The organism is Nocardioides perillae (assembly GCF_013409425.1).
GTDB lineage: Bacteria > Actinomycetota > Actinomycetes > Propionibacteriales > Nocardioidaceae > Nocardioides > Nocardioides perillae.
Genome location: NZ_JACCAC010000001.1, coordinates 2,433,288 through 2,454,069, shown reverse-complemented (window position 1 = coordinate 2,454,069; position 20,782 = coordinate 2,433,288). Strand labels below are relative to the sequence as shown.

At 71.8% G+C, this 20,782-nt stretch carries 25 protein-coding genes and 1 riboswitch; of the genes, 18 read left to right on the top strand and 7 right to left on the bottom strand.

Annotated elements, in window-relative coordinates; all coding sequences use genetic code 11:
- The first annotated feature begins 37 nt into the window (after positions 1 to 37).
- From clsA to BJ989_RS11365, 11 genes are all read left to right on the top strand, one after another.
- The gene (gene clsA / locus BJ989_RS11415) at positions 38 to 682 is read left to right on the top strand and encodes a cardiolipin synthase ClsA (RefSeq protein ID WP_343049291.1); all 645 of its coding nucleotides are present in this window, start codon (positions 38 to 40) and stop codon (positions 680 to 682) included.
- Positions 679 to 1,011 (top strand): DUF1290 domain-containing protein, encoded by a 333-nt coding sequence (locus BJ989_RS11410; protein WP_179518316.1) that lies wholly within the window; start codon positions 679 to 681, stop codon positions 1,009 to 1,011. Before clsA ends, BJ989_RS11410 begins: the two co-directional genes overlap by 4 nt.
- A gap of 114 nt (positions 1,012 to 1,125) precedes the next feature.
- Positions 1,126 to 1,779 (top strand): DUF881 domain-containing protein, encoded by a 654-nt coding sequence (locus BJ989_RS17735; protein WP_343049290.1) that lies wholly within the window; start codon positions 1,126 to 1,128, stop codon positions 1,777 to 1,779.
- Between the two features lie 101 nt (positions 1,780 to 1,880).
- On the top strand, positions 1,881 to 2,267 hold the full coding sequence (gene gcvH, locus BJ989_RS11400; RefSeq protein ID WP_343049289.1) for a glycine cleavage system protein GcvH: 387 nt from the start codon (positions 1,881 to 1,883) through the stop codon (positions 2,265 to 2,267).
- Positions 2,268 to 2,390: 123 nt separating this feature from the next.
- Complete coding sequence (locus BJ989_RS11395; protein ID WP_179518313.1) at positions 2,391 to 2,942, top strand: zinc-ribbon and FHA domain-containing protein; 552 nt, start codon at positions 2,391 to 2,393, stop codon at positions 2,940 to 2,942.
- A gap of 5 nt (positions 2,943 to 2,947) precedes the next feature.
- Positions 2,948 to 3,709, top strand: a complete 762-nt coding sequence (gene ftsR, locus BJ989_RS11390; protein WP_343049288.1) for a transcriptional regulator FtsR — start codon at positions 2,948 to 2,950, stop codon at positions 3,707 to 3,709.
- Positions 3,710 to 3,750: 41 nt separating this feature from the next.
- Entirely contained in the window at positions 3,751 to 4,236 is a 486-nt protein-coding gene (locus BJ989_RS11385) for a bifunctional nuclease family protein (protein ID WP_179518312.1), read from the top strand.
- Between the two features lie 181 nt (positions 4,237 to 4,417).
- Complete coding sequence (locus tag BJ989_RS11380) at positions 4,418 to 5,044, top strand: MerR family transcriptional regulator (RefSeq protein ID WP_179518311.1); 627 nt, start codon at positions 4,418 to 4,420, stop codon at positions 5,042 to 5,044.
- 51 nt (positions 5,045 to 5,095) lie between these two features.
- Positions 5,096 to 5,215, top strand: a riboswitch (glycine riboswitch).
- 78 nt (positions 5,216 to 5,293) lie between these two features.
- Entirely contained in the window at positions 5,294 to 8,266 is a 2,973-nt protein-coding gene (gene gcvP, locus BJ989_RS11375; protein WP_179518310.1) for an aminomethyl-transferring glycine dehydrogenase, read from the top strand.
- On the top strand, positions 8,263 to 9,639 hold the full coding sequence (locus BJ989_RS11370) for a serine hydrolase domain-containing protein (RefSeq protein WP_343049287.1): 1,377 nt from the start codon (positions 8,263 to 8,265) through the stop codon (positions 9,637 to 9,639). The genes gcvP and BJ989_RS11370 overlap by 4 nt, the downstream gene beginning before the upstream one ends.
- 62 nt (positions 9,640 to 9,701) lie before the next feature.
- A complete protein-coding gene (locus BJ989_RS11365; RefSeq protein ID WP_179518309.1) occupies positions 9,702 to 9,944 on the top strand; it encodes a hypothetical protein in 243 nt (80 codons plus the stop codon).
- A 147-nt stretch (positions 9,945 to 10,091) separates the two neighbouring features.
- Here BJ989_RS11365 and BJ989_RS11360 read toward each other — a convergent pair whose 3' ends face one another.
- The 4 genes from BJ989_RS11360 to BJ989_RS11345 all read right to left on the bottom strand — a co-directional run bounded on the left by BJ989_RS11360 (position 10,092) and on the right by BJ989_RS11345 (position 12,388).
- Positions 10,092 to 10,625, bottom strand: a complete 534-nt coding sequence (locus tag BJ989_RS11360) for a hypothetical protein (RefSeq protein WP_179518308.1) — start codon at positions 10,623 to 10,625, stop codon at positions 10,092 to 10,094.
- 414 nt (positions 10,626 to 11,039) lie between these two features.
- On the bottom strand, positions 11,040 to 11,330 hold the full coding sequence (locus BJ989_RS11355) for a hypothetical protein (RefSeq protein ID WP_179518307.1): 291 nt from the start codon (positions 11,328 to 11,330) through the stop codon (positions 11,040 to 11,042).
- A 362-nt stretch (positions 11,331 to 11,692) separates the two neighbouring features.
- Positions 11,693 to 12,022, bottom strand: a complete 330-nt coding sequence (locus tag BJ989_RS11350) for a hypothetical protein (protein ID WP_179518306.1) — start codon at positions 12,020 to 12,022, stop codon at positions 11,693 to 11,695.
- 93 nt (positions 12,023 to 12,115) lie between these two features.
- The gene (locus tag BJ989_RS11345; RefSeq protein ID WP_179518305.1) at positions 12,116 to 12,388 is read right to left on the bottom strand and encodes a hypothetical protein; all 273 of its coding nucleotides are present in this window, start codon (positions 12,386 to 12,388) and stop codon (positions 12,116 to 12,118) included.
- Positions 12,389 to 12,444: 56 nt separating this feature from the next.
- On the opposite strand from BJ989_RS11345, the gene BJ989_RS11340 reads away from it, so the two are divergent.
- Positions 12,445 to 13,622, top strand: a protein-coding gene (locus tag BJ989_RS11340) for an IS3 family transposase (RefSeq protein ID WP_179518304.1) whose coding sequence is annotated in 2 segments (ribosomal slippage) — positions 12,445 to 12,729 and positions 12,732 to 13,622 — 1,176 coding nt in all. Because the reading frame shifts where the segments join, the coding sequence is not laid out codon by codon here.
- Positions 13,623 to 13,961: 339 nt separating this feature from the next.
- On the opposite strand, the gene BJ989_RS11335 is transcribed toward BJ989_RS11340, so the two are convergent.
- From BJ989_RS11335 to BJ989_RS11325, 3 genes are all read right to left on the bottom strand, one after another.
- Positions 13,962 to 14,423 carry an NUDIX domain-containing protein gene (locus BJ989_RS11335; RefSeq protein WP_179518303.1) on the bottom strand — a complete coding sequence of 154 codons (462 nt, stop codon included), beginning with the start codon at positions 14,421 to 14,423 and terminating at the stop codon, positions 13,962 to 13,964.
- A gap of 248 nt (positions 14,424 to 14,671) precedes the next feature.
- Positions 14,672 to 14,938: a metal-sensitive transcriptional regulator gene (locus BJ989_RS11330; protein WP_179518302.1), complete on the bottom strand. Its 267-nt coding sequence runs from the start codon at positions 14,936 to 14,938 to the stop codon at positions 14,672 to 14,674.
- Between the two features lies 1 nt (position 14,939).
- Positions 14,940 to 15,344, bottom strand: coding sequence for a DUF302 domain-containing protein (locus tag BJ989_RS11325; RefSeq protein ID WP_179518301.1), 405 nt, complete (start codon positions 15,342 to 15,344; stop codon positions 14,940 to 14,942).
- A 103-nt stretch (positions 15,345 to 15,447) separates the two neighbouring features.
- Between BJ989_RS11325 and BJ989_RS11320 the strand changes: the two genes are divergently transcribed.
- The 6 genes from BJ989_RS11320 to BJ989_RS11295 all read left to right on the top strand — a co-directional run bounded on the left by BJ989_RS11320 (position 15,448) and on the right by BJ989_RS11295 (position 20,728).
- On the top strand, positions 15,448 to 15,750 hold the full coding sequence (locus tag BJ989_RS11320) for a rhodanese-like domain-containing protein (protein ID WP_179518300.1): 303 nt from the start codon (positions 15,448 to 15,450) through the stop codon (positions 15,748 to 15,750).
- Between the two features lie 7 nt (positions 15,751 to 15,757).
- A complete protein-coding gene (locus BJ989_RS11315; RefSeq protein WP_179518299.1) occupies positions 15,758 to 17,185 on the top strand; it encodes an MBL fold metallo-hydrolase in 1,428 nt (475 codons plus the stop codon).
- A gap of 1 nt (position 17,186) precedes the next feature.
- A complete protein-coding gene (locus tag BJ989_RS11310) occupies positions 17,187 to 18,011 on the top strand; it encodes a sulfite exporter TauE/SafE family protein (RefSeq protein ID WP_179518298.1) in 825 nt (274 codons plus the stop codon).
- A gap of 47 nt (positions 18,012 to 18,058) precedes the next feature.
- Complete coding sequence (locus BJ989_RS11305) at positions 18,059 to 20,236, top strand: MMPL family transporter (RefSeq protein ID WP_179518297.1); 2,178 nt, start codon at positions 18,059 to 18,061, stop codon at positions 20,234 to 20,236.
- Between the two features lie 130 nt (positions 20,237 to 20,366).
- Positions 20,367 to 20,531: a hypothetical protein gene (locus BJ989_RS11300; protein WP_179518296.1), complete on the top strand. Its 165-nt coding sequence runs from the start codon at positions 20,367 to 20,369 to the stop codon at positions 20,529 to 20,531.
- A complete protein-coding gene (locus BJ989_RS11295) occupies positions 20,528 to 20,728 on the top strand; it encodes a YgaP family membrane protein (protein WP_179518295.1) in 201 nt (66 codons plus the stop codon). Before BJ989_RS11300 ends, BJ989_RS11295 begins: the two co-directional genes overlap by 4 nt.
- Positions 20,729 to 20,782 lie beyond the last annotated feature (54 nt).

The window sequence follows — 20,782 nt, the reverse complement described above, 5'->3', positions numbered from 1 at the left end:
ACCGGGCCGCCACCGAGCACGCACGCAGGCGGGAGACGTGGGCACCACCGTGGTCAGCGACGACACCGCCGCCTCGCGGCTCTGGACCGTGCCCAACGGTCTCAGCATGCTGCGGCTGGCGGGTGTGCCGCTCTTCCTGTGGCTCGTGCTCGTGCCCGAGGCCGACGTCTGGGCGCTGGTGGTGCTCATGGTCTCGGGCGTCACCGACTTCCTCGACGGCTACCTCGCCCGGCGCCTCGGGCAGACCTCGAAGATCGGGGAGATACTCGACCCGGTCGCCGACCGGCTCTACATCCTCGCGGTGATCGTGGGCCTGGCCCTGCGCGAGGTGATCCCGTGGTGGGTCGCCGTCGTGCTCCCGGCCCGCGACCTCTTCCTGTGGGGCCTGGTGCCCTTCCTGCGCACCCGCGGCTACTCCGCGCTGCCGGTCCACTTCCTCGGCAAGGCCGCGACCTTCAACCTGCTCTACGCCTTCCCGCTGCTGCTGCTCGGCGACGGTGAGGGTGTCGTCGCCTCCCTCGCGCAGGTCTTCGGCTGGGCCTTCGCGGTGTGGGGCATCGGGCTCTACTGGTGGGCTGGCATCCTCTACGCCTGGCAGGTCCGCAAGCTGCTCGCCGACGAGGACCGCCGCGCCCCCGCCGCCGCGGTGGGCGAGCCCACGGGGGAGGGGGAGGACCGGTGATCGCCGCACTCGGACTGCTGGTCGGCATCGTGCTGGGGCTGGTGCTGCAGCCCGACGTGCCGGCCGGTCTCGAGCCCTACCTGCCGATCGCGGTCGTCGCGGCGCTCGACGCGGTCTTCGGTGGCCTGCGCGCCTTCCTCGACGGCATCTTCGACGACAAGGTCTTCGTCGTCTCCTTCGTCAGCAACGTCGTCATCGCCGCCGCGATCGTCTACCTCGGCGACAAGCTGGGCGTCGGTGGGCAGCTGTCGACCGGGGTCATCGTCGTCCTCGGCATCCGCATCTTCTCCAACGTGGCCGCGATCCGCCGCCACCTCTTCCACGCCTGAGGCCCCCGTGCCCGAGACCCCCGCCGACCCCGCACCGAGACCCCTGCCGATCCCCGTGCCCGGCTCGCCGAGGCCGCGACGGCGCGGCCCTCCCGCGCCCAGGCGGTGGTGGCCGTGCTCCTCGCCGTGGTCGGCTTCGCGCTCGTCACCCAGGTGCGCTCCACGGCGGCCCAGGACGAGTACGCCGGCTACCAGGAGCAGGACCTCGTCGACGTGCTGACCGGCCTCTCGGTCGCGGCCGAGCGTGCCGAGTCCGAGCTGACGCAGCTGCGCGCCGCCCGCGACGACCTGCTCACCGACAGCCGCAGCCGCCAGGCCGCGCTCGAGCGGGTCCGCGAGGAGGCGACCGACCTCGCGATCCTCGCCGGCGCCGTGCCCGTCACCGGGCCCGGGCTCCGCCTGACCCTCACCGAGGAGTCGGGACGGCTGCAGGTCGAGGACCTCGTCGACACCGTCCAGGAGCTGCGCACCGCCTACGCCGAGGCGATCGAGCTCGACGACACCGTGCGGGTGGTGGCGCAGACGCCCTTCCGCGACGCCGTCGGCGGCATCGAGGTGGGCGGCGTCGAGCTGAGCGCGCCGTACGTCCTGGAGGTCGTGGGCGACCCCGCGGCGCTGCGCGGTGCCCTCACCTTCGCCGAGGGCCCGCTCGAGCTGCTCGACCGCGCCGGCGTCGAGGTGACGATCGAGGAGCTCGACCGCGTCGACGTCGAGAGCGTCGTCGACGTCGCGGGCCCGGGCGTCGCGCCCGGCGACGCCGCGCAGTAGCCTCGGCCACCGGCGGGGGCACGATGCCCGTCGCGCCCGCCCCCGACCCACCTCGCACACCCCGCCCGCCCCCTCCCACCGAGCCGCCGAGGAGCGCACCCGTGACCCCCGAGGACCTCAAGTACACCGCCGAGCACGAGTGGGTCCGGACCCCCGGCGAGGCGCCCGGCTCCGTGCGCGTCGGCATCACCGACTACGCCCAGGACGCCCTCGGCGACATCGTCTACGTCTCCCTGCCCGCGGTCGGGGAGAGCGTCGAGGCCGGCGCGACCTGCGGCGAGCTCGAGTCCACCAAGTCGGTCAGCGACGTCTACGCCCCGGTCTCGGGCGAGGTGGTCGCGGTCAACGACGCCCTCGACACGACCCCCGAGCTGGTCAACAGCGACCCCTACGCGGGCGGCTGGCTCTTCGAGGTCGTCCCCTCCGACCCCGCGGCGACCGACGCCCTCATGGACGCCGCGGCGTACGACGCCACCACCGGCGCCTGAGGACCACCGACCCCCTGCGGCGGGACCGCCCCGGCTGGTAGGTTCGGAGGAACCTTCAGCCTCCAGCGGGGCTTGAGGGTTCTCGCCGCTCGACGGCTCGACGCCACCCCGGGAAGGACGCCCATGCCGTACTGCACCGCCTGCGGGAAGCAGAACCCCGACGACGCGCGGTTCTGCTCCCAGTGCGGGACGCGGCTCGCGACCGACGACGTGCCGGTGACCGGCGGTGCTGCGGCCTCGTCGGGCTCCCCGGCCGAGCCGGTGACCGAGTCCACCGCGACCATCACCTTCGGCGCGCCCGAGAGCGCCGCCGACAGCAGCGACCGCCAGCTCGCGCCGGTCGACGCCGCCGCGGTCGACGCGCTGCCCCCGGGCCACGCGCTGCTCGTCGTGCAGCGCGGCCCCGGCGCCGGCAGCCGCTTCCTGCTCGACCTCGACGTGGTCACGGTGGGCCGCCACCCCGACAGCGAGATCTTCCTCGACGACGTCACCGTCTCGCGCCGCCACGCGGAGTTCCTGCGCAGCGGCTCGGACTTCACGGTGCGCGACGCGGGCAGCCTCAACGGCACCTACGTCAACCGCGACCGGATCGACGAGGTGCGCCTCGCCGACGGCGACGAGGTCCAGGTCGGCAAGTACCGCCTGGTGTTCTTCGCCGGTCACGCGGGGAGCTGAGCGCGGTGCCCTCCGGGACGGGGGCCGGCGCCGGGTCCGCCGCGGCAGCGGGTGGCCCCGGCCAGCGCCTCAACATCGGGCAGGTCCTCGACGTGCTGCGCGAGGACTTCCCCGGGGTGACCATCCCCAAGATCCGCTTCCTCGAGGACAAGGGCCTGATCAAGCCCGAGCGGACCTCGGCGGGCTACCGGAAGTTCTCCACCGACGACGTCGAGCGGCTGCGCTACGTGCTGCGCATGCAGCGCGACCACTACCTGCCGCTCAAGGTCATCGGCGAGCACCTCGACGCCCTCGACCGCGGCCTCGAGCCGCCGGCGATCGAGCCTGTCGTGCCGACCGTGCCCACCGTCGCGCTCGCCGCCGACGGCCTGCCCTCGCCGGAGTCCTTCGCCCGGCGCTCCGACCTGCGCCTGTCGCGCAAGGAGCTGCTCAAGGTCGCCGAGGTCGACGAGGAGCTGCTCGAGCAGCTCGAGCAGTTCGGGCTGGTGCGGGTGCGCGCCGGGACGCGGCACTACGACGCCGACGCGCTGGTCATCGCCCGCACGGCCAGGGAGCTCGCCGACTTCGGCCTGGAGCCGCGCCACCTGCGGGCCTTCCGCACGGCCGCCGACCGCGAGGTCGGCCTCGTGGAGCAGGTCGTGGCGCCGCTGCGCCGGGGTCGCGACACCGCCGCCCAGGCCCGTGCCGAGGACGCCGCCAGCGAGATCGCGGCGCTGTCGGTGCGCCTCCACGCCACGCTGGTCAAGGCCGGGCTGCAGCGCTCCTGACGCCCACCTCGGGTGGTGGGACCCGGGAGTAGGGTGGCGGCATGCGCGAGGTGGACGTCATCGGAGTCCGGGTCGAGATGCCCTCCAACCAGCCGATCGTGCTGCTGCGGGAGGTCTCCGGCGAGCGCTACCTGCCGATCTGGATCGGTGCGGTCGAGGCCACCGCCATCGCCTTCGCCCAGCAGGGCGTCGTGCCGCCGCGACCGCTCACCCACGACCTGCTGAAGGACGTGCTGGAGGCGACCGGCAACCCGCTGTCGGAGGTGCGGATCACCGACGTGAAGGACGGCGTCTTCTACGCCACCCTCGTGCTCGGCTCGGGCGCGGAGGTCAGCGCGCGCCCCTCGGACTCGATCGCGCTCGCCCTGCGCACCGGCAGCCGCATCGTGTGCGCCGAGGGCGTGCTCGACGAGGCCGGCCTCGCGGTGCCGGCCGAGCAGGAGGACGAGGTCGAGAAGTTCCGGGAGTTCCTCGACCAGGTGACCCCGGAGGACTTCGAGGGACCGGCCGAGCCCGGCGACTCCTGAGCGGACCTCACCCTCAGGTCGAGGTGGAGGGTTGCGACACGCCGCGCGTCGCGTTGACCACCCCCACCCCTCGCCGTACCTTGAACTGTCTCCGTTGTAACTCCACGGCTGTGTCACCGACACCGGTCCACCGGCCTTCCCCCGGGCGTTACGGCGATACGGAGTAGCCGAGAGGAATCCCGTGGGCACCACCGAGAACGGCCCCAGTGTCGGGTCCAGCGTCGAGGTCGAGGCGGCCGAGGCCGCCCGCCAGGCCGGCGAGGAGCAGGGTCTGCTCTTCACCGACGACGTCTCCCCGCTGCCCAGCGACACCGGCTACCGCGGCCCGACCGCGTGCAACGCGGCGGGCATCACCTACCGCCAGCTCGACTACTGGGCCCGCACCGGCCTCGTCGAGCCGACCGTGCGCGGCGCGAGCGGCTCGGGCTCCCAGCGGCTCTACTCCTTCCGCGACATCTTGATCCTCAAGGTCATCAAGCGGCTGCTCGACGCCGGCATCTCGCTGCAGCAGATCCGCACCGCGGTCTCGCACCTGCGCGAGCGCGGCACCGACGACCTCACCCGCGTGACGCTCATGAGCGACGGCGCCTCGGTCTACGAGTGCACCAGCAACGACGAGGTCATCGACCTGCTCCAGGGCGGGCAGGGCGTCTTCGGCATCGCCATCGGCGGGGTGTGGCGCGAGATCGAGGGCACGCTCGCCGAGCTGCCCAGCGAGCGCGCCGCCGACCCGGCCGGGCCCGGCGTCGCCGAGAGCAGCGCCGGCGACGAGCTCGCCGCACGCCGCGCCGCGCGCAACGCCGGCTGACGCGCGTCACCACCGGCTCCGCGCGGGGCCGGTGGTAGGTTCGCCGGAGCCGCATCCCGTGCGGGAGAGCCTCCGGCCGACCCGTCCACCTCGGTGGGCGAGCCGGTGCAGGAGCGCCGAAGGGGCAATTCCTCCCCGGAACCTCTCAGGCGCCAGGACCGCACGGGCAGGCGACTCTGGAGCGCACGGCCGCGTGCCGTCGTGACAGAGGGGGAGGGCGACCGCGCACCCGTCCGCCCAGGAGCCCCCATGGCCGTCCCGCCGCCCACCGACCCGACGTCCCCCGCGACCGCGGCCCGGCCCGGGTTCGCCGACCTCGACCAGGCCGTGCCCTTCCTGCGCCGCCACGTCGGCCTCGACGACGCCGCCGTCGCCACCATGCTCGCCCGGGTGGGGCACACCAGCCTCGAGGGCCTCATGGCCGCGGCCGTGCCCGACACGATCCGCGCGCTCGACCCCCTCGACCTGCCGGGCGCGGTGTCGGAGGAGACGGTCGCGCGCGAGCTGCGCGGGCTGGCAGCGATGAACCGCCCCGCCGAGGCGATGATCGGCCTCGGATACCACGGCACCATCACCCCGCCGGTCATCCGGCGCGGCGTGCTGGAGGACCCGAGCTGGTACACCGCCTACACGCCCTACCAGCCCGAGATCTCCCAGGGCCGCCTCGAGGCGCTGCTCAACTTCCAGACCGTCGTCGGCGACCTGACCGGGCTGCCGACCGCGAACGCCTCCCTGCTCGACGAGGGCACCGCGGCGGCCGAGGCGATGACGCTGGTGCGGCGCGCACTCCCCAGATCCAGGACCGGCGGTGCCGCCGGGCCGTTCGTGGTCGACGCCGACGCGCTGCCGCAGACGATCGCGGTCGTGCAGACGCGCGCCGCGGCGATGGGCATCGAGGTGGTGGTCGCCGACCTGACCGACGGGCTGCCCGACACCCCCGAGCTCGCGCAGGTCAGCGGCACGCTCGTGCAGTACCCCGGCGCCTCGGGCCGCGTGCTCGACCCCCGGACGGTGATCGAGCAGACCCACGAGCGCGGCGGCCTGGCCGTCGTCGCCGCCGACCTGCTCGCGCTCGTCCTGCTCGAGGCGCCCGGCGCCCTGGGCGCCGACGTCGTCGTCGGCTCCTCCCAGCGCTTCGGCGTCCCGCTCTTCTACGGCGGCCCGCACGCCGGCTTCATGTCGGTCGCCGCCGGGCTCGAGCGCCACCTGCCGGGTCGCCTCGTCGGGGTGTCGGTCGACGCCGAGGGCCGCCCGGCCTACCGCCTGGCGCTGCAGACCCGCGAGCAGCACATCCGCCGCGACAAGGCGACCTCCAACATCTGCACCGCGCAGGTGCTCCTCGCCGTCGTCGCGGCGATGTACGCCGTGCACCACGGCCCCGACGGCCTGCGCGCGATCGCGCAGCGCACCCACCGCTACGCCGCCGTGATCGCCCGGGCGCTGACCGCGGCCGGGATGCCTCCGCTCCACCACGCGTTCTTCGACACCCTCACGGTCCCGGTCCCCGGGCGCGCCGCCGAGGTGGTGGCCCAGGCCCGCGCCGTCGGGGTGCACCTGCGCCTCGTCGACGAGGACCACGTCGGGCTGTCGACCAACGAGCGCACCTCCCGCTCGACCGTGACCGCGGTGCTCAAGGCGTTCGGCGTGACCGGCGTCGACCTCGACCAGGCCGCCGCCGCTGCCGCCGACGGGCTGCCCGCGGCGCTGCGCCGCCGCAGCGACTTCCTCACCCACGAGGTCTTCCGCACCCACCGCAGCGAGACCCAGATGCTGCGCTACCTGCGCCGGCTGGCGGGGCGCGACTACGCGCTCGACCGCGGCATGATCCCGCTCGGCTCGTGCACGATGAAGCTCAACGCCACGGTCGAGATGGAGCCGGTGAGCCTGCCCGGCTTCGCCGACCTGCACCCCTTCGCCCCCGCCGAGGACGCGGCCGGCTACCGCCAGCTGATCGCCGACCTCGAGGGCTGGTTGGCCGAGGTGACCGGCTACGACCGGGTCTCCATCCAGCCCAACGCGGGCTCGCAGGGCGAGCTCGCCGGGCTGCTCGCCATCCGCGGATACCACCACGGGCGCGGCGACACCCAGCGCGACGTCTGCCTGATCCCGTCCTCGGCGCACGGCACCAACGCCGCCTCCGCGGTGATGGCCGGCATGCGCGTGGTCGTGGTCCAGGCGGGTGCCGACGGCGGCGTCGACATGGACGACCTCGTCGCCAAGTGCGAGCAGCACGCCGAGCGGCTGGCCGCGATCATGGTGACCTACCCCTCGACCCACGGGGCCTACGAGGACACCATCACCGACCTGTGCAAGGTGGTGCACGACCACGGCGGCCAGGTCTACGTCGACGGCGCCAACCTCAACGCGCTGGTGGGCCACGCCCGTCCCGGTGCGTTCGGTGGCGACGTCTCCCACCTCAACCTGCACAAGACCTTCTGCATCCCGCACGGCGGTGGCGGCCCGGGCGTGGGCCCGGTGGCGGTGCGCGCGCACCTCGCGCCCTACCTCCCGAGCCACCCCATGCACCCCGAGGCCGACAAGCGCGAGGGCATCGGCCCGATCAGCGCGGCGCCCTACGGCTCGGCGGGCATCCTGCCGATCTCGTGGGCCTACGTCCGGCTCATGGGCGGTGCCGGCCTGACCCACGCCACCAGCGCGGCCGTGCTCGCCGCCAACTACGTCGCTGCCCGGCTCGAGGAGCACTTCCCGGTGCTCTACCGCGGCCACGGGGGCCTCGTCGCGCACGAGTGCATCCTCGACCTGCGCCCGCTGGCCAAGGAGACGGGCGTGAGCGTGGACGACGTGGCCAAGCGGCTCGTCGACTACGGCTTCCACGCCCCGACGATGTCCTTCCCGGTCGCCGGCACGCTGATGGTCGAGCCGACCGAGAGCGAGGACCTGCCCGAGATCGACCGCTTCTGCGACGCGATGGTGGCCATCAAGCGCGAGGCCGACCGCGTCGGTGCGGGGGAGTGGAGCGCGGAGGAGTCGCCGCTGCGCCACGCCCCCCACACCGCCCGCGCGCTGGTCGGCGAGTGGGACCGCGCCTACCCGCGTGAGCTCGGCGCCTTCCCGACCGGCGTCGACCCCGACAAGTACTGGCCGCCCGTCGCCCGCATCGACCAGGCCTACGGCGACCGCAACCTGGTCTGCTCGTGCCCGGACCCGTCGGCCTTCGCCGAGCCCGACAGCGGCACGGTCGAGGAGGGCGCGACCGCGTGAGCGAGCCGCTGCTCGAGGGCACTGCCCGCGCCGCGCTCGGAGTCGTCGCGCGCGCCCAGGCGACCGGGCGGCTGCCGTCGGTCGCGGCCGGTGTCGTGCGCGAGGGCGCGCTCGTGTGGTCTGCCGGACGCGGCACGGCGGTGCGGGCGGGCTCGCGCGAGCGACCCGGCCCCGACACGCAGTTCAAGATCGGGTCGGTCACCAAGACCATGACCGCGGCGCTGGTCATGCTGGCGCGCGAGCGCGGGGAGCTGGCGCTGTCCGACCGGGTGGGGCGCTTCCTGCCCGACGGTCCCTTCGCCGAGGCCACACTGCGCCAGCTGCTCAGCCACTCGTCCGGGATGACCGCAGAGCCGCACGGCTCCTGGTGGGAGCGCAGCCCCGGTGTCGACCGCGCTGCGCTCGTCGAGGCGCACCGCGGCGCCGCGCCGGTGCTCGAGCCCGGGGCGCAGTTCCACTACTCCAACCTCGGGTACGGCGTGCTCGGCGAGGTCGTCGCCGAGGTGACGGGCCTGTCCTGGGCGGAGGCGCTGCGCCAGCAGGTGCTCGCGCCGCTCGGCATGCAGCGCACCACCTACGACCAGCAGGCGCCGCACGCCGAGGGGTTCGCGGTCGACGCGCTCACCGGCGAGCTCGTGGCCGAACCGCTGCCCGACACCGGCGTGATGGCGCCGGCCGGCCAGCTGTGGTCGACGGTCGCCGACCTCGCCACGTGGCTGACGGCGCTCGTCGACCCGGACAGATCGGTGCTGTCGGCCGCGTCGCTCGCCGCGATGCGCACCCCGCAGGCCGCGTCGCCCGACAGCCGTGACGGATCGGCGTACGGCCTGGGGCTCGCGACCACCTCGGCCGGCGGCCGGCTGCTCGTCGGGCACGGCGGCTCGATGCCCGGCTTCTGCTGCGGGGTGCTCGTCGACGTCGACTCGCGGGTGGGGGCCGTGGTGCTCACGAACGGCGCCTACGGCCTCGGAGGGACGGTCGACGAGCTGCTGCGCACGGTGCTCGACCGCGAGCCCGCACTGCCGCGTGAGTGGGTGCCCACCCGCGACGTGCCCGACGACGTGCGCGAGCTGCTCGGCACCTGGCACTGGGGCCACGCGCCGTCGGTGATGCGGTGGGACGGGCGCGAGCTGCGCCTCGACCCCGCGTCGGGGCCCGGCCGGTCGATGCGGTTCGCGCGCGGTGACGAGCCCGGGACCTGGGTCGGCACCGCGGGCTACCTCACCGGGGAGACCCTCCGCGCCGTGCGCCGCGACGACGGCTCCCTCTCGCACCTCGAGGCCGCGACGTTCGTCTACACCCGGGTGCCCTACGACCCGGCGGCGCCGATCCCGGGCGGCGTGCCGCGGGAGCAGCCCGACCGCCTGCGGTAGTGCGCCGACGGTGCCGGCTCGAGGTCGGCCCGATCGGGCGGTCACGCCACTAGGGTGAGCCCGTGACCGGTTCCGGGGCTCGCCCCCACGACGGGCGTCGCGTGGCGCTGGTGCTCGTCGTGCCCGTGGTGGTGGCGTCCGCGTTCCTGCTGCCGAGCGTGGCGCTCCTCTGGCTCCTGGCGCCGGTCCACGTGACGGCTGCCGTGGCCCTCGGTGGTGGGGTCGTCGCCGTGCCCGCGCTGGGCGGCGGGCGAGCGCGTCGGCGGGACGGCGAGCAGCCCGGCCCGCCGACGACCGCGGGCTGACCTCGGCCCGGGGACTCGCTCGGCCGGCCGCGGTCCCGGCTCGGTGCGCGACCCGTCCCGAGTGCGCCTCGAAGCAGGACGGGTCGGCCCATCCTGGACGCGGCACGGGCGCATGCTGAGCTCGGCTCGACCTGGTGCCGGTCCCGCTCACTCCCCGTCGCAATCAGCGGCGCGTTCCACCACTGCTCTCACACACACGGTGAGGGCCGCTGGGAAAGTCTGCTGGTACGTCTCGCCGCCACTCACGTACTCGACGCGGATCCCGTCGCGAACGAAGACCCCATCCTCGTCCGCCTCGATGCCGATCAGCAACTCCCACCCGTTCTCGTTCTCGGTCGGGTCCAGGGTGGCGCCGACAGCGGGGAGCAGGGTGCCCAACTCCCGCCGGTCCCGGGCGCGCGACGGGGGGAAAGAGGACATGAACTGAATGCTCGCGAAGCGGCGTTCGTCGCCTGCCACACGTGCGCCGACGACCCTGAGGCCATCCGCCCCCACGAGGTCGACGTCGGTGATCGTGACCGCGCCGTCACCGACGAGCTGGAGCACCTCGAAGCCGTCCGTGAAGGGGGCACCGGGCTCGACCGCGATCGCCCATCCGTGAGCGGAGGGCGTGCGGAGACGGTTGCCCTCGTCGACACCACCCTGCCCGCACGCGCTCACCAAGCCGGTCGCGATGATCACGGCTACGCAAGCCCGGTGGTTCCGCACGACGGTCTCAACGACGAGCAACAGGACCAGTCACGGAGCCGCGAGCTACGTTGGAGGCACGACTGGTCGGGCACGCTGCGCCCCTGCACGCGGCACGAGCGGCTGCTCCGGTCCGAGACCGATCGGTCATCGCGACGACCGACCAGCGGCCGCCTGCATCGTGATGTCGGTGGTGGCGAACCGAGCCGCGTTGCCAATGGTTCACGCGATCGCGCGAGTAGTCGAGTCCAACCTCGTCGATGCGCGCGACGCCGGCTCGGGACGGGCTGATGGTCAGCACCACGCACGCGGCAGGCGGGTGCCCCTCGCGCCACCGCATCGTCGTGCCGGGCTCGATCAGCCCCACCTCGCGGCAGACCCGTCCTGAACGCGGCATGAGTGGGCGCGTCAGATGCCGAGTAAAGAGGACAGGATGAACGCGACTAGGAACCAGGCAGCAAAAAGTCCCAATCGGTCCCCCGCCCGTACGGTGTCCGTCGCCCGATAGGCGCTGACTGCCAGCAGAAGGGTGGGCATGAAAAGCGCAGCCGAGGTGACGGCGCGGTATGCGATAGCACCCATGCTCGGCTGAACATCGAAGGCGCTGAGGTTCCGCATCGAGAGCCACGCGCCAAGAACTCCGACCAGGACGACGCTGGCCGCTCTGACTACGGCGCGTCGGGTCCTGGTGAGTGCCACGTCGCGAGCGTAGATGCGCCTGCGATTCGCCCCCTCATCGGCATGACCACTGAACGCGGCATGAGCGGGCGCCCAGCGCGGAGAGCGCGGGTTCTGGGCCCTAGGCTCTCGGCGTGGGTGATGTTGAAGCGCGTGATTTTGTTGCCGCCGGGCTCCTGTTCGGGGGCGTAGTGTTCATGTTGCTCGCGATGGCCGATGTTGCTCAAGTGGGGTTGGTATGGGCCGCCGGCGCAACAGTCCTCTTCGTGACCGCTACCGCCCGGCTATGGAACCGTCGGAGCTAAACCTGTCGACCGCCCTCCAGCCCCCCAAGTACTGCAATAGGCGCGCGTTTCTCATGACCAACGACGGCGGCCCAGGTGTCAGGCATCGGATCCGTCGACTACACGCCTCCCGGCGAGCGGCCGGCTTAGGGCGATGGTGATGGATGCTAAGACGCCTGCGTCCGTGCAGTTGTCTGTACATCGCCTAGCCACCGAGACCGTGATCGTCACGGTGCGGTCGGTCTCTACCACCTCAGCTCGCGGCGAGGAGTCGGTTGGGTGCGCCACGTAGAAGACGGTGAGGCTGCTCCCGTCAACGGTCGGGAGCTGGTCACGCCCGAGTGGCACCTCGACTCGGTGTTCGCGGCTGGTGCTCCACAGCGCCAACGCCACGGCGATGACAAGAACTGCGGCGACAAGCCGTCGCATAGTCCCCTCCTCACCCAGCGCTCTCGCTAGTCGTTGGACGCCAGCGACGGCGAGTCAGTTCCGTCCTGCATGCGGCTTGAGCGGGCTGGCGCCTCAGGCGAGCTGCGCGCTCACGATCTCGACCTCGAAGCCCACATCCTCGAAGCCACCCGTGTTCTTCACGCGCACGACAATGCCGGTTGCCTCATCTAGGGCAATCTCGACGCGGGTAGGTAAAGAGCGACCCGCTAGACGTTCGCGCCACGCCTCCCCGTGCTCGAGCTGGAACGAGACCTCGGACACGACCAGGGAACAGCAGGAGCATGTGGGGTCGTAGTCGTCGAGCGCGGTCGCGGTCATGGCGATCGCTGGTCGGGTCTGCTGCACGGATGGGTGACATCTGATCTGCGTCGATGTGTGTCGGCGCTGGAAGGATGTGCACCATGCCGAAGGCGTTCCCCAAGGAGTTCCGCGAGGACGTGATCCGGGTCTTCAGGACCTCGGATGCCTCGATGGCCCAGGTCGCGAAGGACTTCGGCATCTCGCCGTCGTGCTTGAAACGGTGGCTGGCGATCGACGACCGGAAGTCAGCCCATTCCGCGCCGGCCGGCCCGGGCGTCAACGAGTCGGACGCGCTTCGGGAGGCCAACAAGCGGATCAAGCTGCTCGAGCAGGAGAACGAGGTTCTGCGCCGCGCCGCGGCCTACCTGTCCCAGGCGCACCTGCCGGGAAAATGATGTACCCGCTCGTCCGCGAGTTGGCCGCCGACGGGATCCCCGTCGCGGTGACGTGCCGGGTCCTCAACATCGCCCGCCAGCCCTACTACCGCTGGCTCGCGAACCCGGTCACCGTCGCCGAACTCACTAGCGCCTACCGAGCCAACGCGCTGTTCGACGCCCACCGCGACGACCCCGAATTCGGCTACCGGTTCCTGCTCGACGAAGCAGCCGACGCCGGTCAGGCGATGGCGGCGCGGACCGCTTGGAAGATCTGCTCCCAGCAAGGCTGGTGGTCAGCGTTCGGAAAGAAGCGCGGTCGCAACGGCAAGAAGGCCGGACCGCCGGTCCACGACGACCTGGTACAACGCAACTTCACCGCCACCGGCCCGAATCGGCTGTGGCTGGCTGACATCACCGAGCACCGGACCCGCGAAGGCAAGCTCTACCTCTGCGCGATCAAGGACGCCTACTCCAACCGCATCGTCGGCTACTCCATCAACTCACGGATGAAGTCCCGCATCGCCGTGGCGGCTCTCGACAACGCGGTGGCTCGTCGCAACGCCGAAGGCGCCGATGTGGCCGGCTGCGTGCTGCACACCGACCGCGGGTCCCAGTTCAGGTCCAGGAAGCTGGTCCACCAGCTCAATCGTCACCACATGACCGGCTCGATGGGACGCGTCGGCGCTGCCGGCGACAACGCCGCGATGGAGTCGTTTTTCAGCCTGCTGCAGAAGAACGTCCTCAACCGGAGGACCTGGGAGACCCGCGAAGACCTGCGGATCGCGATCGTGACCTGGATCGAGCGGACCTACCACCGACGCCGACGACAAGACGCCCTCGGCCGGTTGACCCCTGTTGAGTACGAGCTCATCATGACGCCAACCGCCTCTCAGGCGGCCTAACCCCGACTGTCACCAGTTCGTGCAGCAGACCCGTTCGATCGCTCGGTCAGCTCGTCCGCTCAGCTCGGTCTCTTCGCGCCAGCGGCCTCGCGGGCGGTACCGGTAGCGAACCCGGCCATGAGAAACGAACGCCTCTAGGTCCCCTCCACTGTCGTGACGGACGAGGTGCAGCTCCCTCCATCGGACCGCTGCTGAAGCAGCGAGCTCCTGCACCGCCGCGACATCAACGCTTTGCATGCCGGGCATGCTACGAAACGGGGAGCGCTGCACGTCTGCCGTTAGCACCATCAGCGGCAGAGTCGGGCGAGCGTGACCGCCCTGAGAGCGGCGAACCGGACGTCAGATGTCGATCGGGTAGACGTCGTCGGGGTGGTCGAGCAAATGGCGGACGAGGATCTTCAAGTTTTGAGGGCGCAGCTCCTCCGGACCTCGCTGATCGAACATCTCGTCAAGGGTCCACCAGCGAAATTCGGTGATGCCCTCAGAAGAGTTCAATGATTCTGCGTCCCACATTCCCCGTGGTTCGAACGATAGACATCGCAGCGCGAAGTAGTCGTGAACCGCTCCGTCCCAATCTTTTGAGTAGGTTGGGGAGATGATCTCCTGGTGCCACACATGGGTTATCTCTGCTGGCGTCGTCCGATAACCAACCTCTTCGACCAGTTCGCGCAAGACGGCCTCAGCTGGGGTCTCGCCCGTTTGCAGCCCGCCGCCCGGCGGGGCCCAAAGCACCACACCCATGTGTCGAGCGGAGAGATCGTGTTTGGCGAGCAGAAGGCGGTCGTGCTCGTCGATGATCAATGCGCGCGCCGTGTGGCGGAGCCGATGTGTAGGCACGACGGCACCGTAGCCAGGTCCTGCCGAGGCGGGCGACTCGCGCCCGCTTCCCAGCCCGCTCGAATAGCGGCATGAGCGGTCACGCTCTGCCGTCCTGCATGCGGCATGAGCGGTCACGCTCTGCCGTCCTGCATGCGGCATGAGCGGACGGCTGGCCTTGCCGTCCGTCTCCCCACCTGCAGAGTCTGGGGTTGGTGGCCGACCTCAGAGGCTCATGCCAAAGCGAGGAACAGCTTCTCCATCTTCTTGACGTCGACGTCGTCGAGGCCGTCCTCGCTGTCGTCGAGGCAGTGGAGGAGGCCGGTGGCGACGATGGCGTAGCCGGCACGCGAGAGTGCCTTGTTGACGGCGGCGAGCTGGGTCAGGACGGACTCGCAGTCCGACCCCTCCTCCATCATCCGGATGACGCTGGCGAGGTGGCCGTTGGCGCGCTTCATACGGGTGATGATCGCCTTGATCTCGGTGGGTTCGAGGTCCATGTCAGTTGTCCTTCAGTGCGGCCAGGGCCGCGGTCAGCCGCTGCCGCGCGTCGGTCGCGACGGTGCGGAGGGGCTCACCTGCGCCGGCGGCGAGGGAGGTCATGGCGTCGGGGTCGAAGGCCTCCACGACGGTCGTGGTGTCGTCGACGGCACGGACTACGACGTTGCAGGGCAGCAGCGCCGCGATGGACGGGTCCGCCTGCAGCGCCTGGTGGGCCAGCTCCGGTCGGCACGCGCCGAGGATGACCTGGGGTGCCACGTCGACGTCCAGCTTCGCCTTGAGCGTGGCCCGCAGGTCGATCTCGGTCAGGAGACCGAACCCCTGATCGGCCAGTGCTGAGCGCACCGCCGCCACCGTCTCGTCGTACCCGCGGCCCAGCGTAGTGCTGATCGTGTATTCGGTCATGCCGTCGATTGTACAACCCCCCAGGGGGATGCGTAACGTCTGCTCCATAACCCCCCGGGGGGATCAGAAATCCGGGGGTCCGCGACCCGACAGGAGAGGACACATGCACGAGACCACCGTCGACCAACTCGTTGAGGCGCTGCACGGCGGCGCCACCCTGATCGACGTCCGCGAACCCGCCGAGTACCGCCAGGGGCACGTCCCGCAGGCGGCGAACATCCCGATGAGCCAGCTCACCGCGCGGCTGGGCGAGCTTGACCCGACCCAGCCGGTCTACGTCGTGTGCGCCTCGGGCAACCGCAGTAGCGCCATGACCGACGTCCTGACCGCCCGGGGCTTCGACGCCGTCAACGTGCTCGGCGGCACCAGCGCCTGGATCCGCTCCGGCCGCCCGATCGAGAAGTGAGGCAACGATGACCGACACCCGCCACGCCCTGACCGTCCGCACGATCGAGACGCCCTCGCTGGGCGACCGCACCTACCTCGTCCACGACGGCGAGGTCGCGTTCGTGGTCGACCCCCAGCGCGACATCGACCGGGTCCTCGACCTCCTCGAGTCCGAAGGCGTGCGTCTCACCCACGTCTTCGAGACCCACATCCACAACGACTACGTCACCGGCGGCCTGGCGCTCGCCGAGGTGACCGGCGCCGCCTACCTCGGCAACGGCGAGGACGAGGTGTCCTTCGACCGCACCCCCATCGCCGACGGGGAGACGGTCGAGGTCGGCCCCCGGATGCGGGTGCGTGCCATCGCCACCCCAGGCCACACCTTCACCCACCTCTCCTACGCGCTCTCCACAGCTGACGGCACGCGCGACGGCGACGGCGTGGGCGAGCCGTACGGCGTGTTCACCGGCGGCTCGCTGCTCTACGGCGCCACCGGCCGGCCCGACCTCCTCGGTGAGGAGCACACCCACGCCCTCGTCCGCCACCAGCACGCCTCCGCCCACCGGCTGGCCGACGAGCTGCCTGATGTGGCCGAGGTGTTCCCCACGCACGGCTTCGGCTCGTTCTGCTCCGCCGCCCAGTCCGACGCGGACAGCTCCACCATCGGACGCGAGAAGGAGTCCAACCCGGTCCTGACCCAGGACGAGGAGACCTACGTCCGCGAGCTCCTCAACGGCCTCGGCGCGTTCCCGGCCTACTACGCCCACATGGCCCCGGCCAACGCGTCCGGTCCGACCGCCCCCGACCTCTCACCGGTCCACACCGCGGATCCGACCGAGCTGCGCCGCCGCATCGAGGCCGGCGAGTGGGTCGTGGACCTGCGCAACCGGCAGGCCTTCGCCGCCGGTCACGCCCCGGGCACGTTCAACTTCGGTCTCGACGGCGCGTTCTCGACCTACCTCGGCTGGCTCATCGAGTGGGGCACCCCGGTGACCCTGCTCGGCGAGACTGCCGAGGACGTGGCCCAGGCCCAGCGCGAGCTGGTCCGAATCGGCATCGACCGACCGGCAGCGCATGCCACCGGTGGGCCGGCGGACTGGGCTGAGGGCGACGTGGCCAGCTTCCCCACCGCGACCTTCGCCGACCTCGCCCAGGTGCGACACCACCGCGACGTCGTGGTCCTCGACGTCCGCCGCGCCGACGAGCACGCCGAGGCAGCCATCGCCGGCGCCATCAACATCCCCATCCACGAACTCCCGCGACGGGTCGCCGAGGTGCCCACCGGCGACGTGTGGGTGCACTGCGCCGGCGGCTACCGCGCCTCGGTCGCGGCGTCGTTCGTCGCCGCCGCCGGACGCACCCCGGTCGCCATCGACGACTCCTTTGACAACGCCCGCCAGGTCGGCCTGCACCTGGTCGCCCCCGGCGACGGGGCCGACGGGGCCGACACCTGAGATGACGCTCGTCCTCGCGGTCGCCGCCGGCGCGCTCATCGGCCTGTCCCTGGGTGCGCTGGGCGGCGGCGGCTCCATCCTCGCCGTGCCGGTGCTCGTGCTCCTCCTCGGTCAGACGCCGGGCCAGGCCACGACCGGCTCGCTGGTCGTCGTCGGCGTCTCGTCCCTGCTCGGAGTCGTGGCCTCACAGCGCACCGGGAACCTGCTCTTGCGGCGCGGAGTCGTTTTCGGTCTCGTCGCCGTCGGCGGCGCCGTCCTCGGTGCCCGGGCCTCGTCCCAGGTGCCTGGCGATGTCCTGCTGGCCGCCTTCGCGGCACTGATGCTCCTCGTCGGTGGACTGCTCGCTGCACGGCAGCTGCGTCACCGGCGTCCCGGGGCACCCCGACACGCCGCGCGACCGACGCTGGACGACCCGATCATCACGTTCAGCCCGACCTTCGCCTGCCAGTGCCCCAGGGCCCTCAAGGTCCTCGTCACCGCCACCGTCGTCGGTGCGCTGACCGGGTTCCTCGGCGTCGGCGGCGGGTTCCTCGTCGTCCCCGCGCTCATGCTGGCCCTGGCACTCCCGATGACCTACGCCGCTGGCACCTCTCTCGTGGTCATCACCATCACCAGCGCCGCCGCCCTCGCGGTGCGCTCCGGCACCACCCCGCACCCCGACTGGACGCCCGTCCTCGTCCTGACCCTCGCCGCAACAGTAGCGACCGTCCTCGGCGCACGGCTTGCTGCCCGCGTCGGCACCGCCGTCCTGCAAGCGGCCTTCACCGCGCTCGTGCTCGGCACGGCCGTCGTCACCGCCGCCCACGCCCTGCCCGCCGTCGTGTGACGGACCCGCATCTCCCTCACCCCTGATCGCAACGAACGGAACTGATCATGACCACCACGGACACCCGCGCCCGCCCGTCGGCCGCGGCGGACCGCATCCCCACCGCCGCCGGCTCACTTGGACGGCTTGGCATCTGGGTCACCCACCACGCCCGCCTCGTCACCATCGCGTGGCTGCTCGCCATCGTGGGCCTCGGTGCGTTCGCACCTCAGGTCGAGCACAACCTGTCCGGCGCCGGGTGGCAGGCCGACGGCTCGGAGTCCGTCGCCGCCCGCGAGCTCGCCCGCGAGCACTTCGGCGGCAACGCCTCCTCCGCCATCCAGGTCGTCGTCCGCACCGACGACGCCCCCGTCACCGAAGGGGACGGCAAGAAGGTCATCGCCGAGGTCACACGCCTCCTCGAGGCCGAACCCCGCATCGCCGACGTCGTGCCGCCGACACCAGGAGCCACCGTCTCTGCCGACGGCACCACCGCCGTCGTGCTGGCCGGCGCCGGTGCCGACACCAACGAGATGGTCCGCGTCGCCACCGACATCAAGGCCGACCTCAAGGACCTCTCCACCGACACCGTCGAGGTCAACCCCACCGGCTCGTCCCTGCTGTGGAGCGACTTCAACGAGGCCAACCTCGACGCGATGTTGAAGTCGGAGCTCATGTCCTGGCCGGTCACCCTGGCCATCCTGGTCCTGGCCTTCGGTGCGCTCGTCGCCGCCGGGCTGCCGCTCATCCTCACCCTGGCCGGCCTGGTCGCCTCAGCGGGTTCGCTGGTGCTCATCAACGAGCTCGTCCCGGTCTCCATCTGGGCGATGAACTTCGCGATGATGTTCGCCCTCGCGCTCGGCATCGACTACGCGCTCTTCCTCGTCGTCCGCTACCGCGCCGCCCGAGCCAGCCGCAACACCCGAGAGCTCGCCGACCGACAGTGGGCCATCGCCCAGACCATGGACACCGCCGGCAAGGCAGTCCTGCTCTCCGGGCTCACCGTGCTGATCTCCCTGTCCGCAGTCATGCTCGTGCCGTCCCCGTCCTTCCGGTCCATGGCCGGCGGCATCATGCTCTCGGTCGTCTTCGTCCTCGCAGCAACCCTGACACTGCTGCCGCTGGTGCTGTTCAAGCTCGACGGACGCATCAACAAGCTCGCGCTGCCCTGGTCGCGCTCCGGTGAGCACCGCTCCCCGAAGTTCGCCGCCTGGGGCGAGCGACTCTGGAAGCGCCCCGTCGCGTGGGGCCTCGCGTCGCTGGTCATCCTCCTCGCGCTCGCCGCGCCCATCCTCGGCCTGCGCACCGCGATGCCCTCGATCAAGGTCCTCCCCGAGGACGCCTCAGCCCGCGTCGGGTACGACCAGGTCCAGGACGCGTTCGGTGAAGGTGCCCCCGGCACCCTGACGATCGTGGCCGACACGAGCGACGCCGACGCCACGCGCGCGGTCCTCGAGCGCGACCCCGGTGTCGCGGCCGCGATGGCGCCGATGGCTGCGGCCGACGACAGCGGTCTCGTCCTCATCCAGGCCGTCCCCACCGTGGACCCCTCTGACCCCGAGCTCGGGGACACCGTCGACCGGCTTCGCGCGGACCTCCCCGACACCGCCGTCGTGGGCGGTGCCGCCGTCGAGAACCTGGACCTGAAGGCCCAGCTCGACGAGTCCACCCCGCTCGTCATCGGCGTCGTGCTCGTGCTGGGCTTCCTGCTGCTCCTCATCGCTCTCCAGGCGCCGCTCATCTCGCTGCTGGGCACCCTCGCCAGCCTGCTCTCCACCGCTGCCGCCTTCGGCGTGGCACGCCTGATCTTCCAAGACGGCCACGGCGCGGACCTGCTCGGCTTCGAGTCCCAGGGCTTTCTCGACGCGTGGGCGCCGGTGTTCTTCTTCGCGATGATCTTCGCGATCGCCATGGACTACACGGTCTTCCTGCTCGCCTCCGCCAAGGAGCACTACGAGCGCTCCGGGGACCCCAAGGACGCCATGGTCGGTTCCCTGGCCCACTCCGGGCGCGTCATCTTCGCCGCCGGAGCGGTCATGGTCGCGGTGTTCTTCACCTTTGCCCTCTCCGGGCCCATCCCGCCCAAGGAGATGGGGGTCGTCCTCGGCCTCGCCGTGCTCCTCGACGCCCTCCTCGTCCGCCTGGTCCTGCTGCCCGTGTTGTTGCGCCTGACCGGGCGCGCTGCTTGGTACACCCCGCGGTGGCTTCGCAGGGTGCTTCCCGCCATCACCTTCGCCCACGACTGACCCGACGCCCCACCGCCCACCGAGCCGCCCAGGAACGTCCCCCGTGCCTGGGCACCCAGCGGGCCGGGACCCCACAAACCCCCGGACGGGGTCCCGGTCCGTGCAGACCAACAACCCACAGGAGAACCCCATGTGTCGTGCCACCACCTGCCGCACCTGCGGCAAGACCACCTGGGCCGGCTGCGGCCAGCACGTCGCCCAGGTCAAGGCCAAGGTCCCCGCCGACCGCTGGTGCCCCGGGCACCCGAAGCCCGAGCGCACCGGCGGCTGGCTCAGCCGCCTCCTGGGCCGATGAGCGTCGAGTCGGCCGTGCGCATGCTCGCCGGCACGCTTGTCCTTGCCAGTCTCGCGCTGACCCTCCTGGTGTCTCACTGGTGGCTGGTCCTTGGCGCATTCGTCGGCGCGAACCTGATCCAGTCCAGCCTCACCGGCTTCTGCCCCGCGGAGAAGGTTCTGAGCCGAGTCCTCCCGTCGTCTCCATTCCGGCCCTAGGGTTGCCACCCGACCAGCGCCGGTCACAGCCGCGCATGCAAACGTCCGCGTCCC